Origin of the sequence: Amycolatopsis sp. WQ 127309, assembly GCF_023023025.1 — a bacterium.
In the GTDB taxonomy this organism is placed as follows: Bacteria; Actinomycetota; Actinomycetes; order Mycobacteriales; family Pseudonocardiaceae; genus Amycolatopsis.
In genome coordinates this window covers 4,326,282-4,345,397 of the sequence record NZ_CP095481.1, presented here as the reverse complement: position 1 = coordinate 4,345,397, position 19,116 = coordinate 4,326,282, and the positions used below count along the sequence as shown (strand labels likewise).

Here is a 19,116-nt window from a genome sequence, read left to right as displayed (position 1 = left end):
CTAGCCCGAACTGGCCCACGAGTATGGTCCAGTCGCATGGCAGATTCGTGGACCAGTTCCGGCCTCGACGTCCACCTCGGCTGGCAGCCGGAAACCGGCCGCACCGGCCTGGCCGCGGCGATCCGGGCAGCGATCCGCGAGGGCCGCTGGCAGCCAGGCGCAACTGTGCCGTCGACCCGGGCGCTGGCCCAGGACCTGGGCATCGCCCGCGGCACGGTCACCCGCGTCTACGCCGACCTCGCCGCCGAGGGCTACCTGCACACGGCCCAGGGCGCCCCGACCCGCGTCGCGACGGCGGGCGCGCTCCCCCAGTCCGCGCCCCGGCCGGCGCCCCGCGACCCGGCCCCGCGCTGGGACCTGCGGCCGGGCCGCCCGGACCTGACGGCGTTCCCCCGCCAGGCCTGGATCACCGCGACCCGCCGAGCCCTGCTGCGCACCCCGGCGGCGGCGTTCGGCTACGAGTCGGAACTGGGCGCCCCGGAGCTGCGCGACACGCTCGCCGCGTACCTGGCCCGTAGCCGCGGGGTGGTCGCGGACCCGGCCCGGATCGTCGTGTGCCACGGCTATTCCCACGCGATCGCCGTCCTGGCCCGGGCCCTCGCGGATCTCGGCATCACCGAGATGGCCTTCGAAAACCCGTCCCTGCGCATGTACCGGGACATCGCGGCAGCGCAAGGCCAGCGAATCGTCGGCATCGACGTCGACGAACACGGCATCGACGTGTCCGCAGTGGACAGTCCCGCGGTGGTCGTCACGGCAGCACACCAGTACCCCACCGGCGTGACATTGGCCCCCCACCGCCGCACCCAGCTGACCCGCTCGGGCGCCCTGATCCTGGAAGACGACTACGACGGCGAGTTCCGCTTCGACCACCAGCAGGTCGGTGCCCTGCAGGCCCTGGCACCGGAACGGGTCGTCTACGCAGGCACAGCAAGCAAAACCCTGGCCCCCGCACTCCGCCTGGCCTGGCTGGTCCTGCCACGTTCCCTGGTAGAGCCAGTCCACGCGGCCCTATCGGACAGCGGCTCCCGCCCGGCCATCCTGAACCAGCTGGCCCTGGCGGAGCTGATCGACTCGGGCGCCTACGACCAGCACATCCGCCGCAGCCGAGCGGAGTACCGAGCCCGCCGCACCCACCTCCTGGCGGCCCTACCGGACTCAGTACGCCCCCACGGCATAGCGGCAGGCCTCCACCTCCTGCTGATGCTCCCTTCCGACGGCCCCACAGAAACAGAAGCCATGGCAGCCTGCCGCCGCCGAGCAATCGGCATAGAAGGCCTGGGCACCTACTGGATGACCCCAAACCGCCCAGGGGGCCTGATAGTCGGCTACGCAGCACCCCCCAAACACGCCTTCAAAGGAGCAATCCAAACCCTCGTAGAAGCCCTATGGGAAATCAACACCTAACCCCACCCACCAGCCACCCCAGCCTCCCACCACACCCCCGCGCCTCACCTCCCAGCCACGGACCAGCCCCTCCAGACACGCGACCCGACCCTCTGGGCACCCGACCCGACCCTCCAAGCACGCGAACCGACCCTCTGGGCACGCAAGCCGATTCCCCAAGCACGCGAGTCGATCCTCCAATCACGCGTGATGCCTCTCCAATCACACGAGATGCCCGTTCAATCACATGAGATGCCTCGCTGATCACGCGAATCCCGCCGCCAATCACGCGAGTCCCGCCTCTGATCACACGAGTTCCGGCCCCAATCGCACGAGCCCCGGCCCAGCCATCCCCGGCTCCGGCCCGGCCACCCCGGTCCCGGCCTCAACGACACGAGTTCCGGCCCCAACCACGCCAGTCACGGGCCCAATCACACGACTTCCGGGCCCAACCACGCCAACACCGCTCAGCCACCCGAGCTTCTAGCCCTAGCCAGCCGAATCTCGAACCCAACCACACCAGTTGCGGACCCGATCACGCCAAACCGCCTAAGCCGCGCGAGTTTCAGGCCCCAACCGCGTGAGTTCCGGCTTCAGTCACGCGAGTTCCGGGCTCAATCACGCGAGTTCCGGATCCAACCGCGCGGGTTACGAACCCAATCACGCCAGACCCGAGTCAGCCACCGGGTTCTGGACCCCAGTCACCCGAATCCCGGCCCCAATCACGCCAGTCCCGCTTCCAATCACGTGAGTTCCGGCCCCAACCACGCCAGGCCAACCGCGCCAGCCTCACCCTCAATCACGCAAGCCCGCACCGAGCCCGCGGGCCACCCCGTCGAGGCGGCCCGCGGTACCCGTCAGAACCAGCAGTCGGGCCGCACGCGCAGCAGTTCCGTCTTCAGCACCGGCGTCCCGTCGACCGGCGCCGGGTCGTCCGCGGTCGGCTGAATACCGCCGGCGGCGACCTTGTCCAGCGTCCGCAAGCCCGCGGCGCCGACCGTGCCGAACACCGTGTAATCCGGCCGCAGCGCGGAATCGCCGTACACGACGAAGAACTGCGAGCCGTTCGTCGCCGGGCCCGCGTTGGCCATCGCCAGCAACCCCCGCGCGTAAACCCGGCGCGCACCGGTCGGGTCGGTCGGGGCCGGCGGCAGGTCCACCGGCAGCTCGTCCTTGTACTTGTAACCCGGCCCGCCCTCGCCGGTCGCGGTCGGGTCGCCGCACTGCAGGACCTTCAGCGTCGGGTACGACGTCAGCCGGTGGCACACCGTGCGGTCGTAGAACCGGTGCTGCGCCAGGTGCAGGAAGCTCTGCACCGTGCACGGCGCCTTCGCGCGGTCGAGCCGCAGCGGGAGCGCGCCCTGGCTGGTCGGGACCGCGACGTCGACCTTGCCGCGGTCCGGGGTGTGCCGCGGGTCGGGTGGCAGCGGCACCGGCCGGGACGCCGGCTCGTCCGGCGTCTCGGTGTACTGGCAGGGGCCGTGTGTTCTCTTCGGCGGTGGCGCGGTGTCGTCCGCGACGGCGACGCCGCTCCCGGCCGCGAACAACGCGCCGACCGCCAGCGCGGTGACCAGTGCTTTCTTCATCCTGCACGCCCTCCCAGTGATCGCCCGGTTCCGGAGCGTCCCGCAGTCTAGGGCCCGGCACCGACAAGAAGAACCGGCAAAAGTCGCCCATGTCATCCACTCGGGTGAACCGCGGCGCCGAACCCCGGAAATTGTCGGACCCCCGGAGCACGATCTCGATCACGCGGCAAAGCGCCGCCCGGCGAAGGGGGAAGTCATGACGGTCCACGTGGTCAACCGGCGAAGAACCACCGTGGCGGCAAGCCATCCCGGCGCGCTGATCGCGGACGTGACGTCGCGCGGACCGGAGCCGTGGGTGCGGTTCAGCCCGTTCTACCCGCACGGCGGGATCCCGGTTCCGTACTCACCGGGCGTCGAGAGCGCGTCGGTCGAAGGGATCTGGCAGGCGCTGAAAGTCTTCCGCGGCACCGGAATCGACGTCGGAAAGCTGGGCGTGACGTCGATGAAGGGCCTTAAGCGCACGGTCCGCAAACACGGCGAGGTGGTGGGTCACCGCACCGGCATCGAAGGCTCGGAGCTGCTGGCGTACGAACAGGCCCGGAGGCAGATCTACCTGCCGTCCTACCGCTGGGTCCTGGAGAACAGGCTGGCCGACCTGATCGGCGAACTTCGCGACGCGAGCACGGAGCGGGACATCGTGCTGCTGGACTACACGACGAACGGCGAGGTCGAGAACCTGTCGAAACCGTTGTCCCACGCGGCATTGCTGAGATCGCACCTGACCGGGGAGTGGCCGTGGGCGCTCTGATCCTCCGGCTCATCAGCCGCGTAGTGCGCCGCTTGCGTCCGACCACGGAACTCGCACTAGGTTCGCAGGTCCGCGATCAGCGCGTCCGCAGCGGCAAAGGGGTCCAGCTCCCGGGCGACGACCCGTTCGGCCACACCGGCCAGCCGGCCGCCACCACGCAGGTCGGTCAGCTCGGCCCGCAACCGCCGGAGCGCGATGGCCTCCACCTCGTCGCGGGCCCGCGCCACCCGGCGGCGGCCCAGCTCGTCGTTCGCGACCAGCCAGTCGTGGTGCTCGGCCAGCGCCCGGACGACGTCGTCGACGCCCTCGCCCTTGGCCGCGACCGTCCGGACGATCGGCTGGCGCCAGCTCGGCCCGCGGATCTCCCGGCGCGCCAGCGAGATCATCTGCTTGAGGTCGTGCACCGTGGCCTCCGCGCCGTCGCGGTCGGCCTTGTTGACGACGAAGACGTCGGCGATCTCCAGCACCCCGGCCTTGGCGGCCTGGATCCCGTCGCCCATGCCCGGCGCGAGCAGCACCACGGTGGTGTCGGCGAGCTTCACGACGTCCACTTCGGACTGTCCGACCCCGACGGTCTCGATCAGCACCACGTCGAAACCGGCGGCGTCGAGCACGCGCACGGCCTGCGGGGTGGCCCACGAGAGCCCGCCGAGGTGCCCGCGGGTGGCCATCGAGCGGATGAACACGCCGGGATCGGTGGCGTGCTCGGTCATCCGGATCCGGTCGCCGAGCAGCGCCCCACCGGAAAACGGCGAAGACGGGTCGATCGCGAGCACGCCGACCCGCTTACCCTCCGCGCGCAACGCCGTCAGCAAGGCCGACGTCGAAGTCGACTTGCCGACGCCGGGTGGGCCGGTGAGCCCGACGATCCGGGCTCGCCCGGTGTGCGGCGTCAGCGCTCGCGCGATCTCCGCGACACGCGGGTGGGCGTCCTCGACGAGCGAAAGCAGCCGCGCGACGGCACGGGGCTGCCCGTCCCGCGCGCGGCCGACCAGATCGTCGAGGTCGAGTGCGCCGGCCACTTACGCGGACGGCACCCGCAGCAGCAGGGCGTCACCCTGGCCACCGCCACCGCACAGCGCGGCGGCACCGAGGCCACCACCGCGGCGGCGCAGCTCGTGGATCAGGTGCACGGCCAGCCGCGCCCCGGACGCCCCGATCGGGTGGCCGAGCGCGATGGCACCACCGTTGACGTTGACCTTCTCCGGGTCGATGCCGAGCTTGTCGGTCGACACCAGGCCGACGGCGGCGAACGCCTCGTTGATCTCGATCAGGTCGAGCGCGTCGGCGGTGAGCTTCTCCTTCGCCAGCGCGGCGAGGATGGCGTTCGACGGCTGCTCGTGCAGGCTCGCGTCCGGACCGGCGACGACCCCGTGCGCACCGATTTCGGCGATCGCCGTGAGGCCCAGCTCCTCGGCCTTGGCCTTGCTGGCCACGACCACCGCGGCGGCGCCGTCGGAGATTTGCGAGGCCGAGCCCGCAGTGATGGTGCCGTCGGCGGCGAAGGCGGGGCGCAGCTTCGCGAGGCCTTCGGCGGTGGTGTCGGCGCGGACGCCTTCGTCGGTGTCGAAGACGACCGGGTCACCCTTGCGCTGCGGGATGGAGACCGGCGCGATCTCGTCGGCGAAGTAGCCGTTCTTGATGGCTTCGGCGGCGCGCTGGTGGGAGCGCGCCGAGAACGCGTCCTGCTGCTCGCGGGTGACGCCGTAGCGGGAGTTGTACTTCTCCGTCGAGGCGCCCATGGCGACTTGGTCGAAGGCGCAGAAGAGACCGTCGTAGGCCATGTGGTCGACGAGGGTGGTGTCGCCGTACTTGAAGCCGGAGCGGGACTTGGGCAGCAGGTGCGGCGCCTGGGTCATCGACTCCTGGCCACCGGCGACGACGATGTCGAACTCGCCGGCGCGGATCAGCTGGTCGGCGAGCGCAATGGCGTCGAGGCCGGAGAGGCAGACTTTGTTGATCGTCAGCGCGGGCACGCTCATCGGGATGCCCGCGGCGACCGCGGCCTGGCGGGCCGGGATCTGGCCGGCGCCGGCGGTCAGCACCTGGCCCATGATCGTGTACTGCACCGCGTCCGAGGCGACCCCGGCGCGTTCGAGGGCCGCTTTGATCGCGACCCCGCCCAGCTGCGCCCCCGTGAGGTCCTTGAGGGACCCCAGCAGGCGCCCGATCGGTGTACGGGCGGCACCCAGGATCACGGAACCGGACACGGCGTCCTCCAAGCTTCGGCGCATGGGCAGTTCGCTCGACCATACCCGGGGGGTGGGCTTCTTGATGGAGCCAGTGTGAGGCGGGGCACGCGACGATTCCGGCTCGACGCCGTGCCGCGGCCGCCTATCCTGCCTCCATGAATGACGCCCTGCGGCCGTTCGTGACGGCCATCGACCACGTCGGCATCGCGGTCCCGGACCTGGACGCGGCCATCGAGTTCCACCGCGCGCACTTCGGCCTCGAAGTGGCGCACGAGGAGGTGAACGAGGAGCAGGGAGTGCGTGAGGCGATGCTGCGCGCGCCCGGCACCGCGGGCACAGAGACGCAGATCCAGCTGCTGGCCCCGCTGCGCGACGACTCGGCGATCGGCAAGTTCCTGGCGAAGAGCGGGCCGGGATTGCAGCAGCTGGCGTACCGCGTGTCCGATGTGGACGCAGCGGCGGCGGCCTTGCGCGATCAGGGCCTGCGCCTGCTGTACGCGGAGGCGAAGCGCGGCACGTCCAACAGCCGGGTGAACTTCGTCCACCCGAAGGACGCGGGCGGCGTCCTCGTGGAGCTGGTGGAGCCGGCCAAGGACGGCTCCGCACACTAGCGCCGACGCGGAACCCCGCCCGGCACAACAGTCCGGCGCGAAACCGCGCGCACGACACGACGGGGGCGGGGCGGGGCGGGGCGGGGCGGGGCGGGGCGGGGCGGGGCGGGGCGGGGCGGGGAAAGCCTGACTCACATCGCCGGCCGCGCGCCACCGGGCAGCCAGCCGGTGCAGCACGCGGAGCCTGCGGTTCGATCGGCGCCGCAAGGCGCCGGCCGGCCGGCGCCCACTGGGCCCCACGCGCCAAGCCCGCTGATTCCGGCGGCCCACTCCGCCCGGTTGTGTCGTGCGCTCGGTCTCGCGCCGGACTTGGTGTGCCGCGCGGCCCACTCCGGGCGCCCTGCTTGTCCGAGCGGTACGCCTCGAGTGCGTTCTGGGGCCAGCGCAGGTCGGGCGGCGCAGGTCGGGCCCGTCTCGACTCCGCTAGGCAGGCGCGACCTCGGCGGGCGCAGCCTCGGCGGACGTGGCGCCGGGCGATGCGGCCTTGGCGGCGAGCGACTCCGCGATGAAGGTGAGCTCGCCGTCGAACTCGGCGGGGAGGTCGTCCTCGGAGTGACGGGCCGTCGCGTGCCGGTGGCTGACCGCGCGGGCGAGGAGGCCCGACGCGCGGTCGACGTCGGCGTTCGACAAGTGCCCGCCGGTGGCCGCCAGGATCACCGAACGGACCTGGCGCACCAGGACCTGGAAGCGCGCGTGGAGGGCCTCGCGGACTACGTGGTGGGTGTCGGCCTCGCGCCACAGCAGGTGCGAGAGCCCGAGTGAGCGGCTGAAGCGGTGGTCCAGCTCACGGACGAGCCGGCGCAGGCTGCCCGCGAGGTCGCCGGGGACGACGACCGCGGCCGGTTCGATGCGCTCGTCGGGCAGCCGCTCGACGAGCGCGGTGAGCAGGTCGGCCTTGTGCCGGAAGTAGTAGTGCACCAGGCCCTTCGGCACGCCGGCCCGCTCCGCGATGCGGGAGGTCGGGGTGGCGTCGAAGCCGGACTCGGCGAAGAGCGCCTCGGCGGCGCAGAGGATGCGCTCTTTCGTCGAATCCTCGGTCATTCCGGTGCCTCCTGGTCGTTCGGTGCCGGTCGTTCGGGGCCGACCCCGCAAGGTGAGCGGTCTGCGCCGGGCGCCCTGTGCGGGACGGCCGGCGCAGACCGCTCAGTGTCGACGACTCAGTGCGACCGCTCAACTGCCAGTCGGTCAGCGTCGGCCCCTCGGGCACCGGCCACTCACTGCCGGCCGCTGAGTGCCGACGGCTCAAGCTCCGACTGTTCACCTGCCAGCCGCCGGTACTGGCCGATCAGGGCCGACCACTCACGTGTCAGCACTCAAGCGCTAGCCACTCACCTGTCTCGACCGGTCAAGCACCGGCCGCTCAGGCACCGGTTACTCGCGCGTCGACCGCTGGGTGCCAACCAATCACGTGCCGACCGCCGGGTGCCAGCCGCTCAAGCGCCAGTCAGTCAAGCGCCAGTCAGTCAAGCGCCAGTCAGTCAAGCGCCAGTCAGTCAAGCGCCCGCCGCCCAAGCACCGGCCACTCACCCGCCGGCCGCCAAGTACCGACGGCCCCCCACGCCGACTGCTCACCTGTCGGCCGCGGGGTACCAGCCGCTCAGGCACCGGCTACGGCCGCTGGGCGCCGACCGCTGGTGCCAGCTGGTCAGTGTTGGCTCGCTGTGCGGTGCGCCGCGGTCGCGACCGCGGCGCGCCGGCGATGACCGTCAGCACTCCGGCGATCCAGGACGTCCAGGACGCGCCGTCCAACCCGGTATAGCCCAGTACCCACGGTGCGATGAAGAACAGCACGCCGAGGGCTGTCTGGATGCCTTCGCCGTAGACCGCGCCGGGCACCGCTAGCGAGGCCAGGCCGTCCAGGGCGATCAGCGATCCCGAGACGAGCATCGTCCACATCGCGGTCGTGTCCGTGCTCAGCCAAAGGGGTGAAAGAGCGGCTACGGCCCCGATGACGACCTCGGCCCAGTCGTGGGGCCGGGTCTGTGCGCGCGTGGAGACTTCACTCGTTCGTGCTCACCTCCGTCGGTGATCCTGCTGGTCGGGTGGGGTGTTCCCTGCTTTGATCAGGTGCTTTGACTGGCCAGCCGGTCAAGACTGCTCCGTCACAGTTCGAGGTGAATTCGTGCTGCTCGTCTCGTACAGTTGTGGACGCGAGTTACCGGCGAGTAATTTCTGCCGCCAACGCCGTTGACCCCGGAGGAATCAATGACGCAGCTCGGCGAGATCCAGCAGGCCATCCTGAACGGCGAGTCGGCCGCGGTCGGCTCGTTGCCCGTGCCGGAGAGCTATCGAGGGGTGACCGTCCACGCGGACGAGGTCGACATGTTCGACGGCCTCGAGAGCCGGGACAAGGATCCGCGCAAGTCGCTGCACGTCGATGACGTGCCCGTCCCGGAGCTCGGCCCCGGTGAGGCGCTGGTCGCGGTGATGGCGAGTGCGATCAACTACAACACCGTGTGGACGTCGATCTTCGAGCCGATCCCGACGTTCAAGTTCCTGAAGAAGTACGGGAAGCTCTCGCCGCTGGCGAAGCGGCATGACCTGCCCTATCACGTGGTCGGGTCGGACCTGTCCGGTGTCGTGCTGCGGACCGGGGTGGGTGTGCATACCTGGAAGCCGGGCGACGAGGTGGTCGCGCACTGCCTGAACGTGGAGCTGGAGAGCCCGGACGGGCACAACGACACGATGCTCGACACCGAGCAGCGGATCTGGGGTTTCGAGACGAACTTCGGTGGTCTGGCCGAGGTGGCGTTGGTCAAGTCGAACCAGCTGATGCCGAAGCCGGATCACCTCACCTGGGAGGAAGCCGCCTCCCCCGGGCTGGTCAACTCCACCGCCTACCGGCAGCTGGTCTCGCGCAACGGCGCGGACATGAAACAGGGTGACGTCGTCCTGATCTGGGGCGCCTCGGGTGGGCTCGGCTCCTACGCGACGCAGTACGCGCTGAACGGCGGCGCCATCCCGGTGTGTGTGGTGTCCAGCCCCGAGAAGGCCGCGATCTGCCGGAAGCTCGGCGCGGAGCTGATCATCGACCGCAGCGCCGAGGCCTACAAGTTCTGGAAGAGCGACACCGAGCAGGACCCGAAGGAGTGGCAGCGTTTCGGGGCGAAGATCCGGGAGCTGACCGGTGGTGAGGACCCGGACATCGTGTTCGAGCACCCGGGCCGGGAGACGTTCGGCGCGTCGGTCTACGCGGCGCGCAAGGGCGGGACGATCGTGACGTGCGCGTCGACCTCGGGATACATGCACCAGTACGACAACCGGTACCTGTGGATGAACTTGAAGCGGATCGTCGGCTCCCATTTCGCGAACTACCGTGAGTCGTGGGAGGCGAACCGGCTGATCGCGAAGGGTCTGATCCACCCGACGTTGTCGAAGACGTATGCGTTGGAGGAGACGGGGCAGGCCGCGCTGGACGTGCACCGCAACGCGCACCAGGGCAAGGTCGGCGTGCTCGCGCTCGCGCCGCAGGAAGGCCTCGGCGTCCGCAACGAGGAGAAGCGCGCGAAGCACCTCGAAGGGATCAACGCGTTTCGCGGGGCCTGAGCGGGAAAGGGGCCGGATCGCGGCGTCGGGATCCGCCTGGATCCGGCCCGATCCGGCAAGATCCTTTCGCCGCATCGGGCGGTACTTTCGGCGCAGGCCCCGGGTGCTCACCCTTCCGTGACCCGGCTGCGACTACGGTAGGCGCATGAGCCTTGGCGATGAACGGGAGCTTGTGCCGCTGGGAGCCGGCTTCGACGTGGCGAAGCGCGGGTACAGCCGAGCACAGGTCGACGAGCACCTCGAACGGCTGGACGCCGACCTGAAGATGCTCACCGCGGATCGGGACGCCGCCATCGCGCAGGCCGGCGACCTGGCCCGGCAGCTGGAGATCGCGCGCGGCGAGATCGCGGACCTGCGCGGGCAGGTCGACCGGCTGGCCCAGCCGCCCACCAGCGTCGAAGGCCTCTCGGAGCGGCTGCAGCGGATGCTGCGCCTGGCCCAGGACGAGTCCGCGGACACGCGGGCCCGCGCCGAAGCGGAGGCCGGCCACATCCGGGCCAAGGCCGAGACGGACGCGAGCGCCATGCGCGCCCGCTACGAGCAGCTGCTCACCGAGCTCGACCTGCGCCGCAAGGAGATGGAGGCGGAGCACCGCAAGGTGCTCGAGGACGCCCGCGCGCAGGCCACGGAGATCACCGGCAAGGCCGAGGCCGAGCGCACGAAGCTCGACACCGAGTCGTCGGACCGGCGCACGAAGGTCGAAGAGGACTTCGAGATCGCGATGGCTGCGCGCCGCAGCGAGGCGATGCGGGTGCTGGCCGAGCAGGAAGCGGCAAGCAAGGCCGAGGCCGCGCGCCGCGTCCACGAGGCGACGCAGGACGCCGCCGACATCCGCACGAAGATCCTCGACGAGGAGAAGACCGCGAAGGCCGAGATCGACCGCCGTCAGCGGGAGTCGGTCGCGGACGCGAACAAGCGCCGTCAGGACTCGCTCAACGAGGCCAACGCCCGCCTCGCCGAAGCCGCGGACGAGGCCCGGCGCCGCGTCTCGACGGCGACCGACGAGTCGAACCGGCGGATCACCCAGGCGAATGAACGCGTCGACTCGCTGCGCAAGGTCCGCGGCGGGCTGGCCGAGCAGGTGCGCGCGGCGCGGGCGGTGCTCGCCGAGGCGCACACCGTCCTCGGCGACGACGTCAAGGTGCCCGCGGAGGTCACGGCCGATCTGAAGGCGGCGGACCTGAAACCGGACCAGCCGGCGGCGGAATCAGACACCGGGAAAACCAAGCCGGTGAACGACGTCGAGGAGACCATCCGGATCCGGGCCTCGGACGTTCCGAAGCCGAAGCCGGCGGCGAAGCCCACCCCCAAGCCCACGCCGAAGCCCAGTCCGCGGCCAAGCGGAGCGCAGAAAGCGACTGGCGAGTAACCTTCGACCCGACACGAGCTCGGACGAGCCCGCGCGGTCGACGCCGACCGTCATCGTCCCTGCTCACGCGGGATCACGTGGAGGTTTTGCGCATGGGTGCGGCATATCGGACCGTGGTGGTGGGCACGGACGGCTCGGAGTCTTCGTTCGCGGCGGTGGACCGCGCGGCGGCGGTGGCCGGCGACGCGGGGGCGACGCTCGTCATCACGTGCGCGTTCTACCCGGCCAGCAAGACCGACGTCGACAAGGCCCAGGACGTCCTGGGTGACGAGGCTTACCAGGTCGTCGGCTCGGCGCCGGCCGAGGACACCCTGCAGTCCGCGCGCGACCGGGCGGTCCGCGCCGGCGCGGAGAAGATCGACACGGTCGCGGTGAAGGGCGACCCGGTCGAGTCGCTGCGCAAGGTCGTCCACGAGCGCGAGGCGGACCTGCTGGTCGTCGGCAACCGCGGGCTGAACACGATCGCGGGCCGGATCCTGGGCTCGGTGCCGTCGGAGGTGGCGCGCAAGTCCGGTGTGGACGTGCTGATCGTCCACACGACCTGACGTGACCGATTCGGGCGAAGGGCTTCAGCAGCGGCTCGAGCGGATCCTGCTCGGCGGCCGGCGGAAGTACACCCGGCTCGAAGTGGCCGAAAAGGCCGGCGTGCCCGACGATCGGTCGCGCCGGCTTTGGCGTGCGCTGGGCTTCGCGACCGTCCCCGACGACGAGGTGGTCTTCACCGACGCCGACGTCGAGGCCATGCGGACGGCGGATCAGCTGGTGCGGTCGGGCCTGATCGACCCGAGCATCGAGGTGGCGGTGACGCGCGCGCTCGGCCAGCACCTGTCGCGGCTGGCCGAGTGGCAGGTCGACATGCTGTTCGAGCTGATCAAAGAGCAGCCCGAGCTGGGCCGCAGCGAGCGCCAGGTGGCCCGGCTCGTCGACCGGCTGCTGCCGGAGCTCGAGCAGGTGCAGAACTTCGTCTGGCGCCGGCACCTGGCGGCGTACGCCGGCCGGGCGTTCGCCGCGCCGGACGAGAACCTCGAGACGCGCACCCAGGTGGTCGGGTTCGTCGACATGGTCGGCTACACGCGCCTGACGCGCCAGATCGACGAGGACGAGCTGAGCCGCGTGCTCGACGTGTTCGAGCTGCTGGCGACGGAGACGATCGCCGAGCACCACGGCCGCGTGGTGAAGATGATCGGCGACGAGGTCCTGTTCGTCGCCGACTCGGCGGTGGCCGCGGCGGAGATCGCGCTGGCGTTGTCCGAGCGCACCTCGGCGGACGAGAGCATCCCGGCGGTCCGCGCGGGCATGGCGTCCGGCCGCGTCTTGAACCGCTTCGGCGACGTCTACGGCTCGGTCGTCAACCTGGCGGCCCGCCTGACGTCGGTGGCCCGCCCGGGCACGATCCTGATCGACCGCGAGCTGGCGACCGAGCTGGCGGAGGAACCGGCGTACGAGCTGCGCCAGCGCCGCCCGGTGACGGTCCGCGGCTACAACCGCCTCCGCCCCTCGGCGCTGCGCCGCGCGCCGAAGGTCCCGACGGGCGCCTTCGCAAGCTCACAACAGCTGGCGGCGGAGATGCTGGGCCTCACGGAGCCGACGCCCGCGAAAGACGAGACCGCGCTTGTCGGCGAGGACACCGCCGAGACGCCCCGCGCACGCCGCCGTCGCCGCCGACGCATGCTCTGACACACCTCAGCACCAGCCGAAACTCCCCCACCGCTCCCAGGGGGGCGTCCCCAGGTCCAGTCTAGTGGCGACCACCGTCCGGAACCGGGGAAACGGGTCTGAAGGGCCGAGTTGTCCACAAGTGAGCGTGCCTGTGGACAACACGGCCTCAGGCGTCGTAATCCACCGTGACTGTCTCCGAGACCGGGTATGACTGGCACGTCAGGACGAAACCCGCCGCTACCTCGGCCTCTTCCAGGGCGAAGTTGCGGCGCAGGTCCACCTTGCCCTCCGTGACTCGCGCTCGGCAGGTGCCGCACACGCCGCCCTTGCAGGCGAACGGCAGGTCCGGGCGGTAGCGCTGGGCGCCGTCCAGGACCGAGGACGTCCTGGGCAGCGTCATCGTCGAAGCGCGGCTGTCCAGGACCACCCGGACTTCCGAGGATTCTCCGGCGACCTCGGGGTCCAGGTGCGCGACCGGCTCCGGCGGGGTGTCGACGTAGAACAGTTCCTGGTGGATTCGTGCGCGCGGCACGTCAAGCGACGTCAGCAGCTCCTGCGCGCCCGTCACCATCTCGAACGGGCCGCACAGCCACCAGTGGTCCACTTCGGACACCGGGACCAGCGAGGAGAACAGCTGCCGCAGCTTGGGGACGTCCAGGCGGCCGGTGAACAGCTCGGCCTCGCGGGGCTCGCGGGACAGGACGTGGATCAGCTCCAAGCGGGACGGTGCGCGGTCCTTCAGGTCCGCCAGCTCGTCCGCGAACATCACCGTGTCCGTGCGGCGGTTGCCGTACAGCACCGTCACCGTCGCGTCCGGGGTGGCCAGCAGCGACGACACGATCGACAGCACCGGCGTGATGCCCGAGCCCGCCGCGATCAGGACGTGGTGGCCGCCCTGCGTCAGGTCCGGCGTGAACGAACCCGTGGGCGGCGCGACCTCGATCGTGTCGCCCGCGCGGACGTCGTTCAGCAGCCACGAGGAGAACAAGCCGCCCGGGACCAGGCGGACGCCGACTCGCGGCGCGGTGCCCGCCGCCGCGCAGATCGAGTACGAACGGCGCTCGTCGCGGCCGTCCACCGAGCGGCGCAGCGTCAGCGACTGGCCCGGTTTGAAGTCGAAGTCCGAAGCCAGCGAAGGGGGCACGTCGAACGTCACGGCGACGGCGTCGTCGCACAGGCGCGCGATGCCCGCGACCTTCAAGGGGTGAAACGCCACCTAGATCTCCTTGACGTGCTCGAAGGGCTCCTGGCACGACCGGCAGCGCCGCAGCGCCTTGCACGCCGTCGCGCCGAAGCGGGACTGCTCCTCCGTGTCCGCGGACCCGCACAGCGGGCACGGCACCGACGACACCGGTGCCGACAGCGTCAGCGGGATCGGGCCCGACCGCCGCGGCGCCGCGCCCGGCGGCGCGATCCCCGCTTCGGCCAGCTTGCGACGGCCTTCCGACGTGATCCAGTCCGACGTCCACGACGGCGCCAGCTGCGTCCGGATCTCGACGTCCGCGTAGCCCGCGCCGAGCAGCGCGTGCTCCAGGTCGTCGCGCATGGTGTCCATCGCCGGGCAGCCGGTGTACGTCGGCGTGATCGCGACGACGACCCGACCGTCCACTTCGGACACCGAACGCAGCACGCCCAGATCGGCCAGGGTCAGCATCGGCAGCTCGGGGTCGGTGACGGTCGCGGCGACCAGAGACGCGGTCACCATTTCGCGTCCGGCATCGCCCGGGCCACGCTCTGCAGCTCCGCCAGCAGGAGTCCCAGCTGCTCGGTGTGGACGCCGTCGCGGCCCGTCCGGCCCGAGACGCCGGCGATGTCGCCGGACGAAGGCCGACTCAGGGTCGCCGCCGAAAGCACCTGGTCCAGCACAACATCGAACTCCGGGCGCAGCGAAGCCGCGTCCACCAGCTCCAGCGGGTGCGTCCGGAACAGCTCGCCGATGTACGGCCACACCGCGTCGAGCCCCTCCTGCATCCGCTCGTGCGACAGCGGCGTGCCGTCGCCGAGGCGGACCAGCCACTGCGCCGCGTAGTCGCGGTGGTAAGCGACTTCCTTGACGCCCTTGTCCGCGATCGCCGCGAGCACGGGGTCCACCGACGACACCAGACGCTGCAGCAAAGCCAGCCGCCACGTCGAGAACACGAACAGCCGCGCGATCAGGTGCCCGAAGTGGCCGCCGCCCAGCTCCGCGAGCCGGACGTTGCGGAACTCGCGCTCGACGCGGTCGAACGCGAACGAGTCCTCCGAGCGCGCGGAGCCGTCGGCCTTGCCGGCGCGCGCCAGCAGCAGCCGCGCCTGGCCGAGCAGGTCGAGACCGATGTTCGCGATCGCGACCTCGTCCTCCAGCTCGGGTGCGTTCGTGCACCACTCCTGCAGCCGGTGCGAGAAGATCAGCGCGTCGTCGCCGAGCATCAGGCAATAGGCCGCCAGCGCGGCACCGTCCACACCGGACGGCACCGAAGTGTCCACACCGGACAGCGGGTCCTCGAAGCCGGTGCCGAACGCCCAGCGGGCGTCGTTCTCCTCGGTCAGCGACTCGTAGACGTTGTCGAAGCTCATATGTGCGGCACCTCCTCGGGGATGTCGTAGAACGTCGGGTGCCGGTAGACCTTGTCGCCGCTCGGCGCGAAGAACGGGTCCTTCTCGTCCGGCGACGACGCCGTGATGTCGGAGGCGCGCACGACCCAGATCGACACGCCTTCGTTGCGCCGGGTGTACAGGTCACGCGCGTGGTGCAGCGCCATCTCGTCGTCGGCCGCGTGCAGCGAGCCGACGTGCACGTGGTTCAGCCCGCGCTTGCCCCGGACGAACACCTCGTACAACGGCCAGTCGTGCTTGACCGGCCCGGGCGCGGCGGGAACGCCCTCGAGCGGGACGGCGCCGTGGCCGCCTTCGGCAGTCAGGTCGCTCACTTGCGCTCCTCTTTCTTCGCCGCGTGCGCCACGGCGGCCTCGCGAACCCACGCGCCGTCGTCGTGCGCGCGACGCCGGTGGGCGACGCGCGACGCGTTGCACGGGCCGTTGCCCTTCAACACGTTCTTGAACTCGTCCCAGTCCACAGCGCCGAAGTCGTAGTGCTCGCGTTCCGAGTTCCACTTCAACGAGGCGTCCGGGAACGTGACGCCGAGCGCGGCCGCCTGCGGCACCGACATGTCGACGAAACGCTGCCGCAGCTCGTCGTTGGTGTGGCGCTTGACCTTCCACGCCATCGACTGCGCGGTGTTCGGCGAGTCGGCGTCCGGCGGGCCGAACATCATCAGCGACGGCCACCACCAGCGGTTCACGGCCTCCTGGACCATGTCCCGCTGCTGCTGGGTGCCCTTCATCATCGTCATCAGCAGCTCGTAGCCCTGCCGCTGGTGGAACGACTCCTCCTTGCAGATGCGGATCATCGCCCGCGCGTACGGCCCGTACGAGCTGCGGCACAGCGGCACCTGGTTGCAGATCGCCGCGCCGTCGACCAGCCAGCCGATCACGCCGACGTCGGCGAAGGTCAGCGTCGGGTAGTTGAAGATCGACGAGTACTTCTGCTTGCCGGTGATCAGCTTGTCGGTCAGGTCCGCGCGGTCGGCGCCCAGGGTCGCCGCGGCCGAGTACAGGTAGAGCCCGTGGCCGGCCTCGTCCTGCACCTTGGCGAGCAGGATCGCCTTGCGCCGCAACGACGGCGCGCGCGTGATCCAGTTGCCCTCGGGCTGCATGCCGATGATCTCGGAGTGCGCGTGCTGCGCGATCTGCCGGATCATCGTCTTGCGGTAGCCGTCGGGCACCCAGTCGCGCGGCTCGATGCGCTGGTCACGCTCGATGACGGCCTCGAACTGCTCTTCCAAGACGGCGGTCACGGCTGCTCCTTCGACACGAGGGTCAGAACGTCGTACTTCGCGACGGAATCGCCGTCCTGGTTGGTCACGTCGGCGTCCCAGCGGACCTCGCCGTACTCCTGGTCGATGCGCGGCGTGATCTGCTTGGCGGTGAGCGTCACGGTCAGCGCGTCGTCCACCTTCACCGGCGTGAGGAACCGCAGGTTCTCCAGGCCGTAGTTGGCCAGGACCGGGCCGGGCTCGGGCGAGACGAACAGGCCCGCCGCGAACGAGACGACCAGGTAGCCGTGCGCGACGATCCCGCCGAACAGCGGGTTCGCGGCCGCGGCCGCGGGATCGGTGTGCGCGTAGAACGTGTCGCCGGTGAACTCGGCGAAGTGGTCGACGTCGGACTGCAGGACCGTGCGCGGCCCGGCGACGACGGAGTCGCCGATGCGCAGCTCGGCCAGGGACTTGCGGAACGGGTGGACGTCGCTCTCGGTGCGCGGCGCGCCGGCGACCCAGCGGCCGGTCACCGCGGTGAGCACCGCCGGCGAGCCCTGCACGGCCGTGCGCTGCATGTGGTGCAGCACGCCGCGGATCCCGCCCATCTCCTCGCCGCCGCCCGCGCGGCCGGGGCCGCCGTGCACCAGCTGCGGCATCGGCGAGCCGTGGCCGGTCGACTCCTTGGCGTCGTCGGCGTCCAGGACCAGCAGCCGGCCGTGGTAGGCCGCCGCGCCCAGGACGACCTCGCGGACGAACTCCGTGTCGGCGCTGACGATCGAGCCCGCCAGGCTGCCGCCGCCGCGCGCCGCCAGCTCGATGACCTGCTCGGTGGAGGTGTAGGGCAGCAGCGTCGAGACCGGGCCGAACGCCTCGACCTCGTGCGGCTCGGACCGCTCCGGGTCGGCCTTCAGCAGCACCGGGGAGAGGAACGCGCCGCGCTCGGCATCGGCGTCGACGACGTCGACCTTCTCCGGGTCACCGAACACGACGCTGCCCGCGTCGAGCAGCGCCTTCAGTGAGCGCCGGACCTCTTCGCGCTGCTCCAGGCTGGCCAGCGCGCCCATCCGGACGCCTTCGGCCGTCGGGTTGCCGACGGTCACCTTCGCGAGCCGCGCCGACGCCGCCGCGGCGACGTCGTCGAGCAGCTCGGCCGGGACGAACGCGCGGCGGATGGCCGTGCACTTCTGGCCGGCCTTGACCGTCATCTCCGAGGTCAGCTGCTTGACGTAGAGGTCGAACTCCGTGGTCCCGGGCCGCGCGTCCGGGCCGAGGATCGAGCAGTTCAGCGAGTCGGCCTCGGCGTTGAAGCGGACGGCGTTGCGGATGATCGCCGGGTGCGCGCGCAGCTTCTGCGCGGTGGACGCCGAGCCGGTGAACGACACCAGGTCCTGCGCGGTCACGTGGTCGAGCAGGTCGCCGACGCTGCCGGCGACGAACTGCAGCGAGCCCTCGGGCAGGATGCCCGACTCGACGATCAGCTCGACGAGCCGCGCGGTCAGGTAGGCCGTCTGGCTCGCGGGCTTGACCAGGCTCGGGACGCCGGCCAGGAACGCCGGGGCGAACTTCTCCAGCGGACCCCAGACGGGGAAGTTGAACGCGTTGATCTGGACGGCGACACCCCGCAGCGGGGTGGCGATGTGCTGGGCGACGAAGGTGCCGCCCTTGCTCAGCGGCTCGACGCCGCCCTCGACGTAGACGGTGGCGTTCGGCAGCTCGCGCTTGCCCTTGGAGGCGTAGCTGAACAGGACGCCGATGCCGCCGTCGATGTCGAACTTGGAGTCACCCAGCGTGGAGCCGGTCTTCGCGGAGAGTGCGTACAGCTCCTCGCGGTGCTCGCGCAGGTGCGACGCCAGCGCCTTGAGCAGCGCCGACCGCTGGTGGAACGTCAGCTCGCGCAGCGCCGGGCCACCGACCCGCCGGCCGTATTCGAGCGCGCCCGCGAAGTCGACGCCCGCCGAGGAGACCCGGGCGACCTCCTCGCCGGTCGTGGCGTCGTGCAGCGGAACACCGTCTTCCGCCGCCGTGTGCCACTCGCCCGAGACGTAGCTGCGCAGCAAACCCATCGAGTCCGACCTCTCCACCGAATTACCTACCGGACGTTCAGTAATTCCATCGTAGCCGCTGGCCGCCGAGATCGGAAGGCCCCGGCGCTTGACACCGGCCCGGACCTCTGCCTTTACTGAGGCGCACCACCGGATGACCGTCCATTCGGTCAGTCAA

At 70.9% G+C, this 19,116-nt stretch carries 17 protein-coding genes and 1 pseudogene; 7 read left to right on the top strand and 11 right to left on the bottom strand.

Annotated elements, in window-relative coordinates; all coding sequences use genetic code 11:
• The first annotated feature begins 36 nt into the window (after positions 1-36).
• Positions 37-1,407 (top strand): PLP-dependent aminotransferase family protein, encoded by a 1,371-nt coding sequence (locus tag MUY22_RS20475; RefSeq protein ID WP_247061704.1) that lies wholly within the window; start codon positions 37-39, stop codon positions 1,405-1,407.
• An 836-nt stretch (positions 1,408-2,243) separates the two neighbouring features.
• Here MUY22_RS20475 and MUY22_RS20470 read toward each other — a convergent pair.
• Positions 2,244-2,972: a peptidylprolyl isomerase gene (locus MUY22_RS20470; protein ID WP_247061703.1), complete on the bottom strand. Its 729-nt coding sequence runs from the start codon at positions 2,970-2,972 to the stop codon at positions 2,244-2,246.
• Between MUY22_RS20470 and MUY22_RS20465 the strand changes: the two genes are divergently transcribed.
• Positions 2,953-3,720 (top strand): hypothetical protein, encoded by a 768-nt coding sequence (locus tag MUY22_RS20465; protein WP_247061702.1) that lies wholly within the window; start codon positions 2,953-2,955, stop codon positions 3,718-3,720. The genes MUY22_RS20470 and MUY22_RS20465 overlap by 20 nt on opposite strands.
• A gap of 56 nt (positions 3,721-3,776) precedes the next feature.
• Here MUY22_RS20465 and meaB read toward each other — a convergent pair whose 3' ends face one another.
• On the bottom strand, positions 3,777-4,742 hold the full coding sequence (gene meaB, locus MUY22_RS20460; RefSeq protein ID WP_247061701.1) for a methylmalonyl Co-A mutase-associated GTPase MeaB: 966 nt from the start codon (positions 4,740-4,742) through the stop codon (positions 3,777-3,779).
• Positions 4,743-5,930, bottom strand: coding sequence for an acetyl-CoA C-acetyltransferase (locus tag MUY22_RS20455; RefSeq protein ID WP_247061700.1), 1,188 nt, complete (start codon positions 5,928-5,930; stop codon positions 4,743-4,745).
• A 137-nt stretch (positions 5,931-6,067) separates the two neighbouring features.
• On the opposite strand from MUY22_RS20455, the gene mce reads away from it, so the two are divergent.
• A complete protein-coding gene (gene mce / locus MUY22_RS20450; protein ID WP_247061699.1) occupies positions 6,068-6,523 on the top strand; it encodes a methylmalonyl-CoA epimerase in 456 nt (151 codons plus the stop codon).
• Between the two features lie 423 nt (positions 6,524-6,946).
• Here mce and MUY22_RS20445 read toward each other — a convergent pair whose 3' ends face one another.
• On the bottom strand, positions 6,947-7,564 hold the full coding sequence (locus tag MUY22_RS20445) for a TetR/AcrR family transcriptional regulator (RefSeq protein WP_247061697.1): 618 nt from the start codon (positions 7,562-7,564) through the stop codon (positions 6,947-6,949).
• 604 nt (positions 7,565-8,168) lie between these two features.
• Positions 8,169-8,419 (bottom strand): annotated as a pseudogene (locus tag MUY22_RS20440) (SPW repeat protein).
• Positions 8,420-8,728: 309 nt separating this feature from the next.
• Between MUY22_RS20440 and ccrA the strand changes: the two are divergent.
• From ccrA to MUY22_RS20420, 4 genes are all read left to right on the top strand, one after another.
• Complete coding sequence (gene ccrA / locus MUY22_RS20435) at positions 8,729-10,069, top strand: crotonyl-CoA carboxylase/reductase (protein WP_247061695.1); 1,341 nt, start codon at positions 8,729-8,731, stop codon at positions 10,067-10,069.
• Positions 10,070-10,214: 145 nt separating this feature from the next.
• Positions 10,215-11,438 carry a chromosome segregation protein gene (locus MUY22_RS20430; protein ID WP_247061693.1) on the top strand — a complete coding sequence of 408 codons (1,224 nt, stop codon included), beginning with the start codon at positions 10,215-10,217 and terminating at the stop codon, positions 11,436-11,438.
• A gap of 92 nt (positions 11,439-11,530) precedes the next feature.
• Entirely contained in the window at positions 11,531-11,983 is a 453-nt protein-coding gene (locus MUY22_RS20425) for a universal stress protein (RefSeq protein WP_247061691.1), read from the top strand.
• Between the two features lies 1 nt (position 11,984).
• On the top strand, positions 11,985-13,115 hold the full coding sequence (locus tag MUY22_RS20420; protein ID WP_247061689.1) for an adenylate/guanylate cyclase domain-containing protein: 1,131 nt from the start codon (positions 11,985-11,987) through the stop codon (positions 13,113-13,115).
• A gap of 148 nt (positions 13,116-13,263) precedes the next feature.
• Here the strand turns inward: MUY22_RS20420 and paaE are convergent, their stop codons facing one another.
• From paaE to paaZ, 6 genes are all read right to left on the bottom strand, one after another.
• Positions 13,264-14,313 carry a 1,2-phenylacetyl-CoA epoxidase subunit PaaE gene (gene paaE / locus MUY22_RS20415; protein ID WP_247061687.1) on the bottom strand — a complete coding sequence of 350 codons (1,050 nt, stop codon included), beginning with the start codon at positions 14,311-14,313 and terminating at the stop codon, positions 13,264-13,266.
• A complete protein-coding gene (gene paaD, locus MUY22_RS20410) occupies positions 14,314-14,802 on the bottom strand; it encodes a 1,2-phenylacetyl-CoA epoxidase subunit PaaD (protein WP_247061684.1) in 489 nt (162 codons plus the stop codon).
• Positions 14,796-15,653: a 1,2-phenylacetyl-CoA epoxidase subunit PaaC gene (gene paaC, locus MUY22_RS20405; RefSeq protein WP_247061682.1), complete on the bottom strand. Its 858-nt coding sequence runs from the start codon at positions 15,651-15,653 to the stop codon at positions 14,796-14,798. Before paaC ends, paaD begins: the two co-directional genes overlap by 7 nt.
• The gene (gene paaB / locus MUY22_RS20400) at positions 15,650-15,916 is read right to left on the bottom strand and encodes a 1,2-phenylacetyl-CoA epoxidase subunit PaaB (RefSeq protein ID WP_247064017.1); all 267 of its coding nucleotides are present in this window, start codon (positions 15,914-15,916) and stop codon (positions 15,650-15,652) included. The genes paaC and paaB overlap by 4 nt, the downstream gene beginning before the upstream one ends.
• An 86-nt stretch (positions 15,917-16,002) precedes the next feature.
• Complete coding sequence (paaA, locus tag MUY22_RS20395) at positions 16,003-16,932, bottom strand: 1,2-phenylacetyl-CoA epoxidase subunit PaaA (RefSeq protein WP_247061680.1); 930 nt, start codon at positions 16,930-16,932, stop codon at positions 16,003-16,005.
• On the bottom strand, positions 16,929-18,959 hold the full coding sequence (gene paaZ, locus MUY22_RS20390; protein WP_247061678.1) for a phenylacetic acid degradation bifunctional protein PaaZ: 2,031 nt from the start codon (positions 18,957-18,959) through the stop codon (positions 16,929-16,931). Before paaZ ends, paaA begins: the two co-directional genes overlap by 4 nt.
• Positions 18,960-19,116 lie beyond the last annotated feature (157 nt).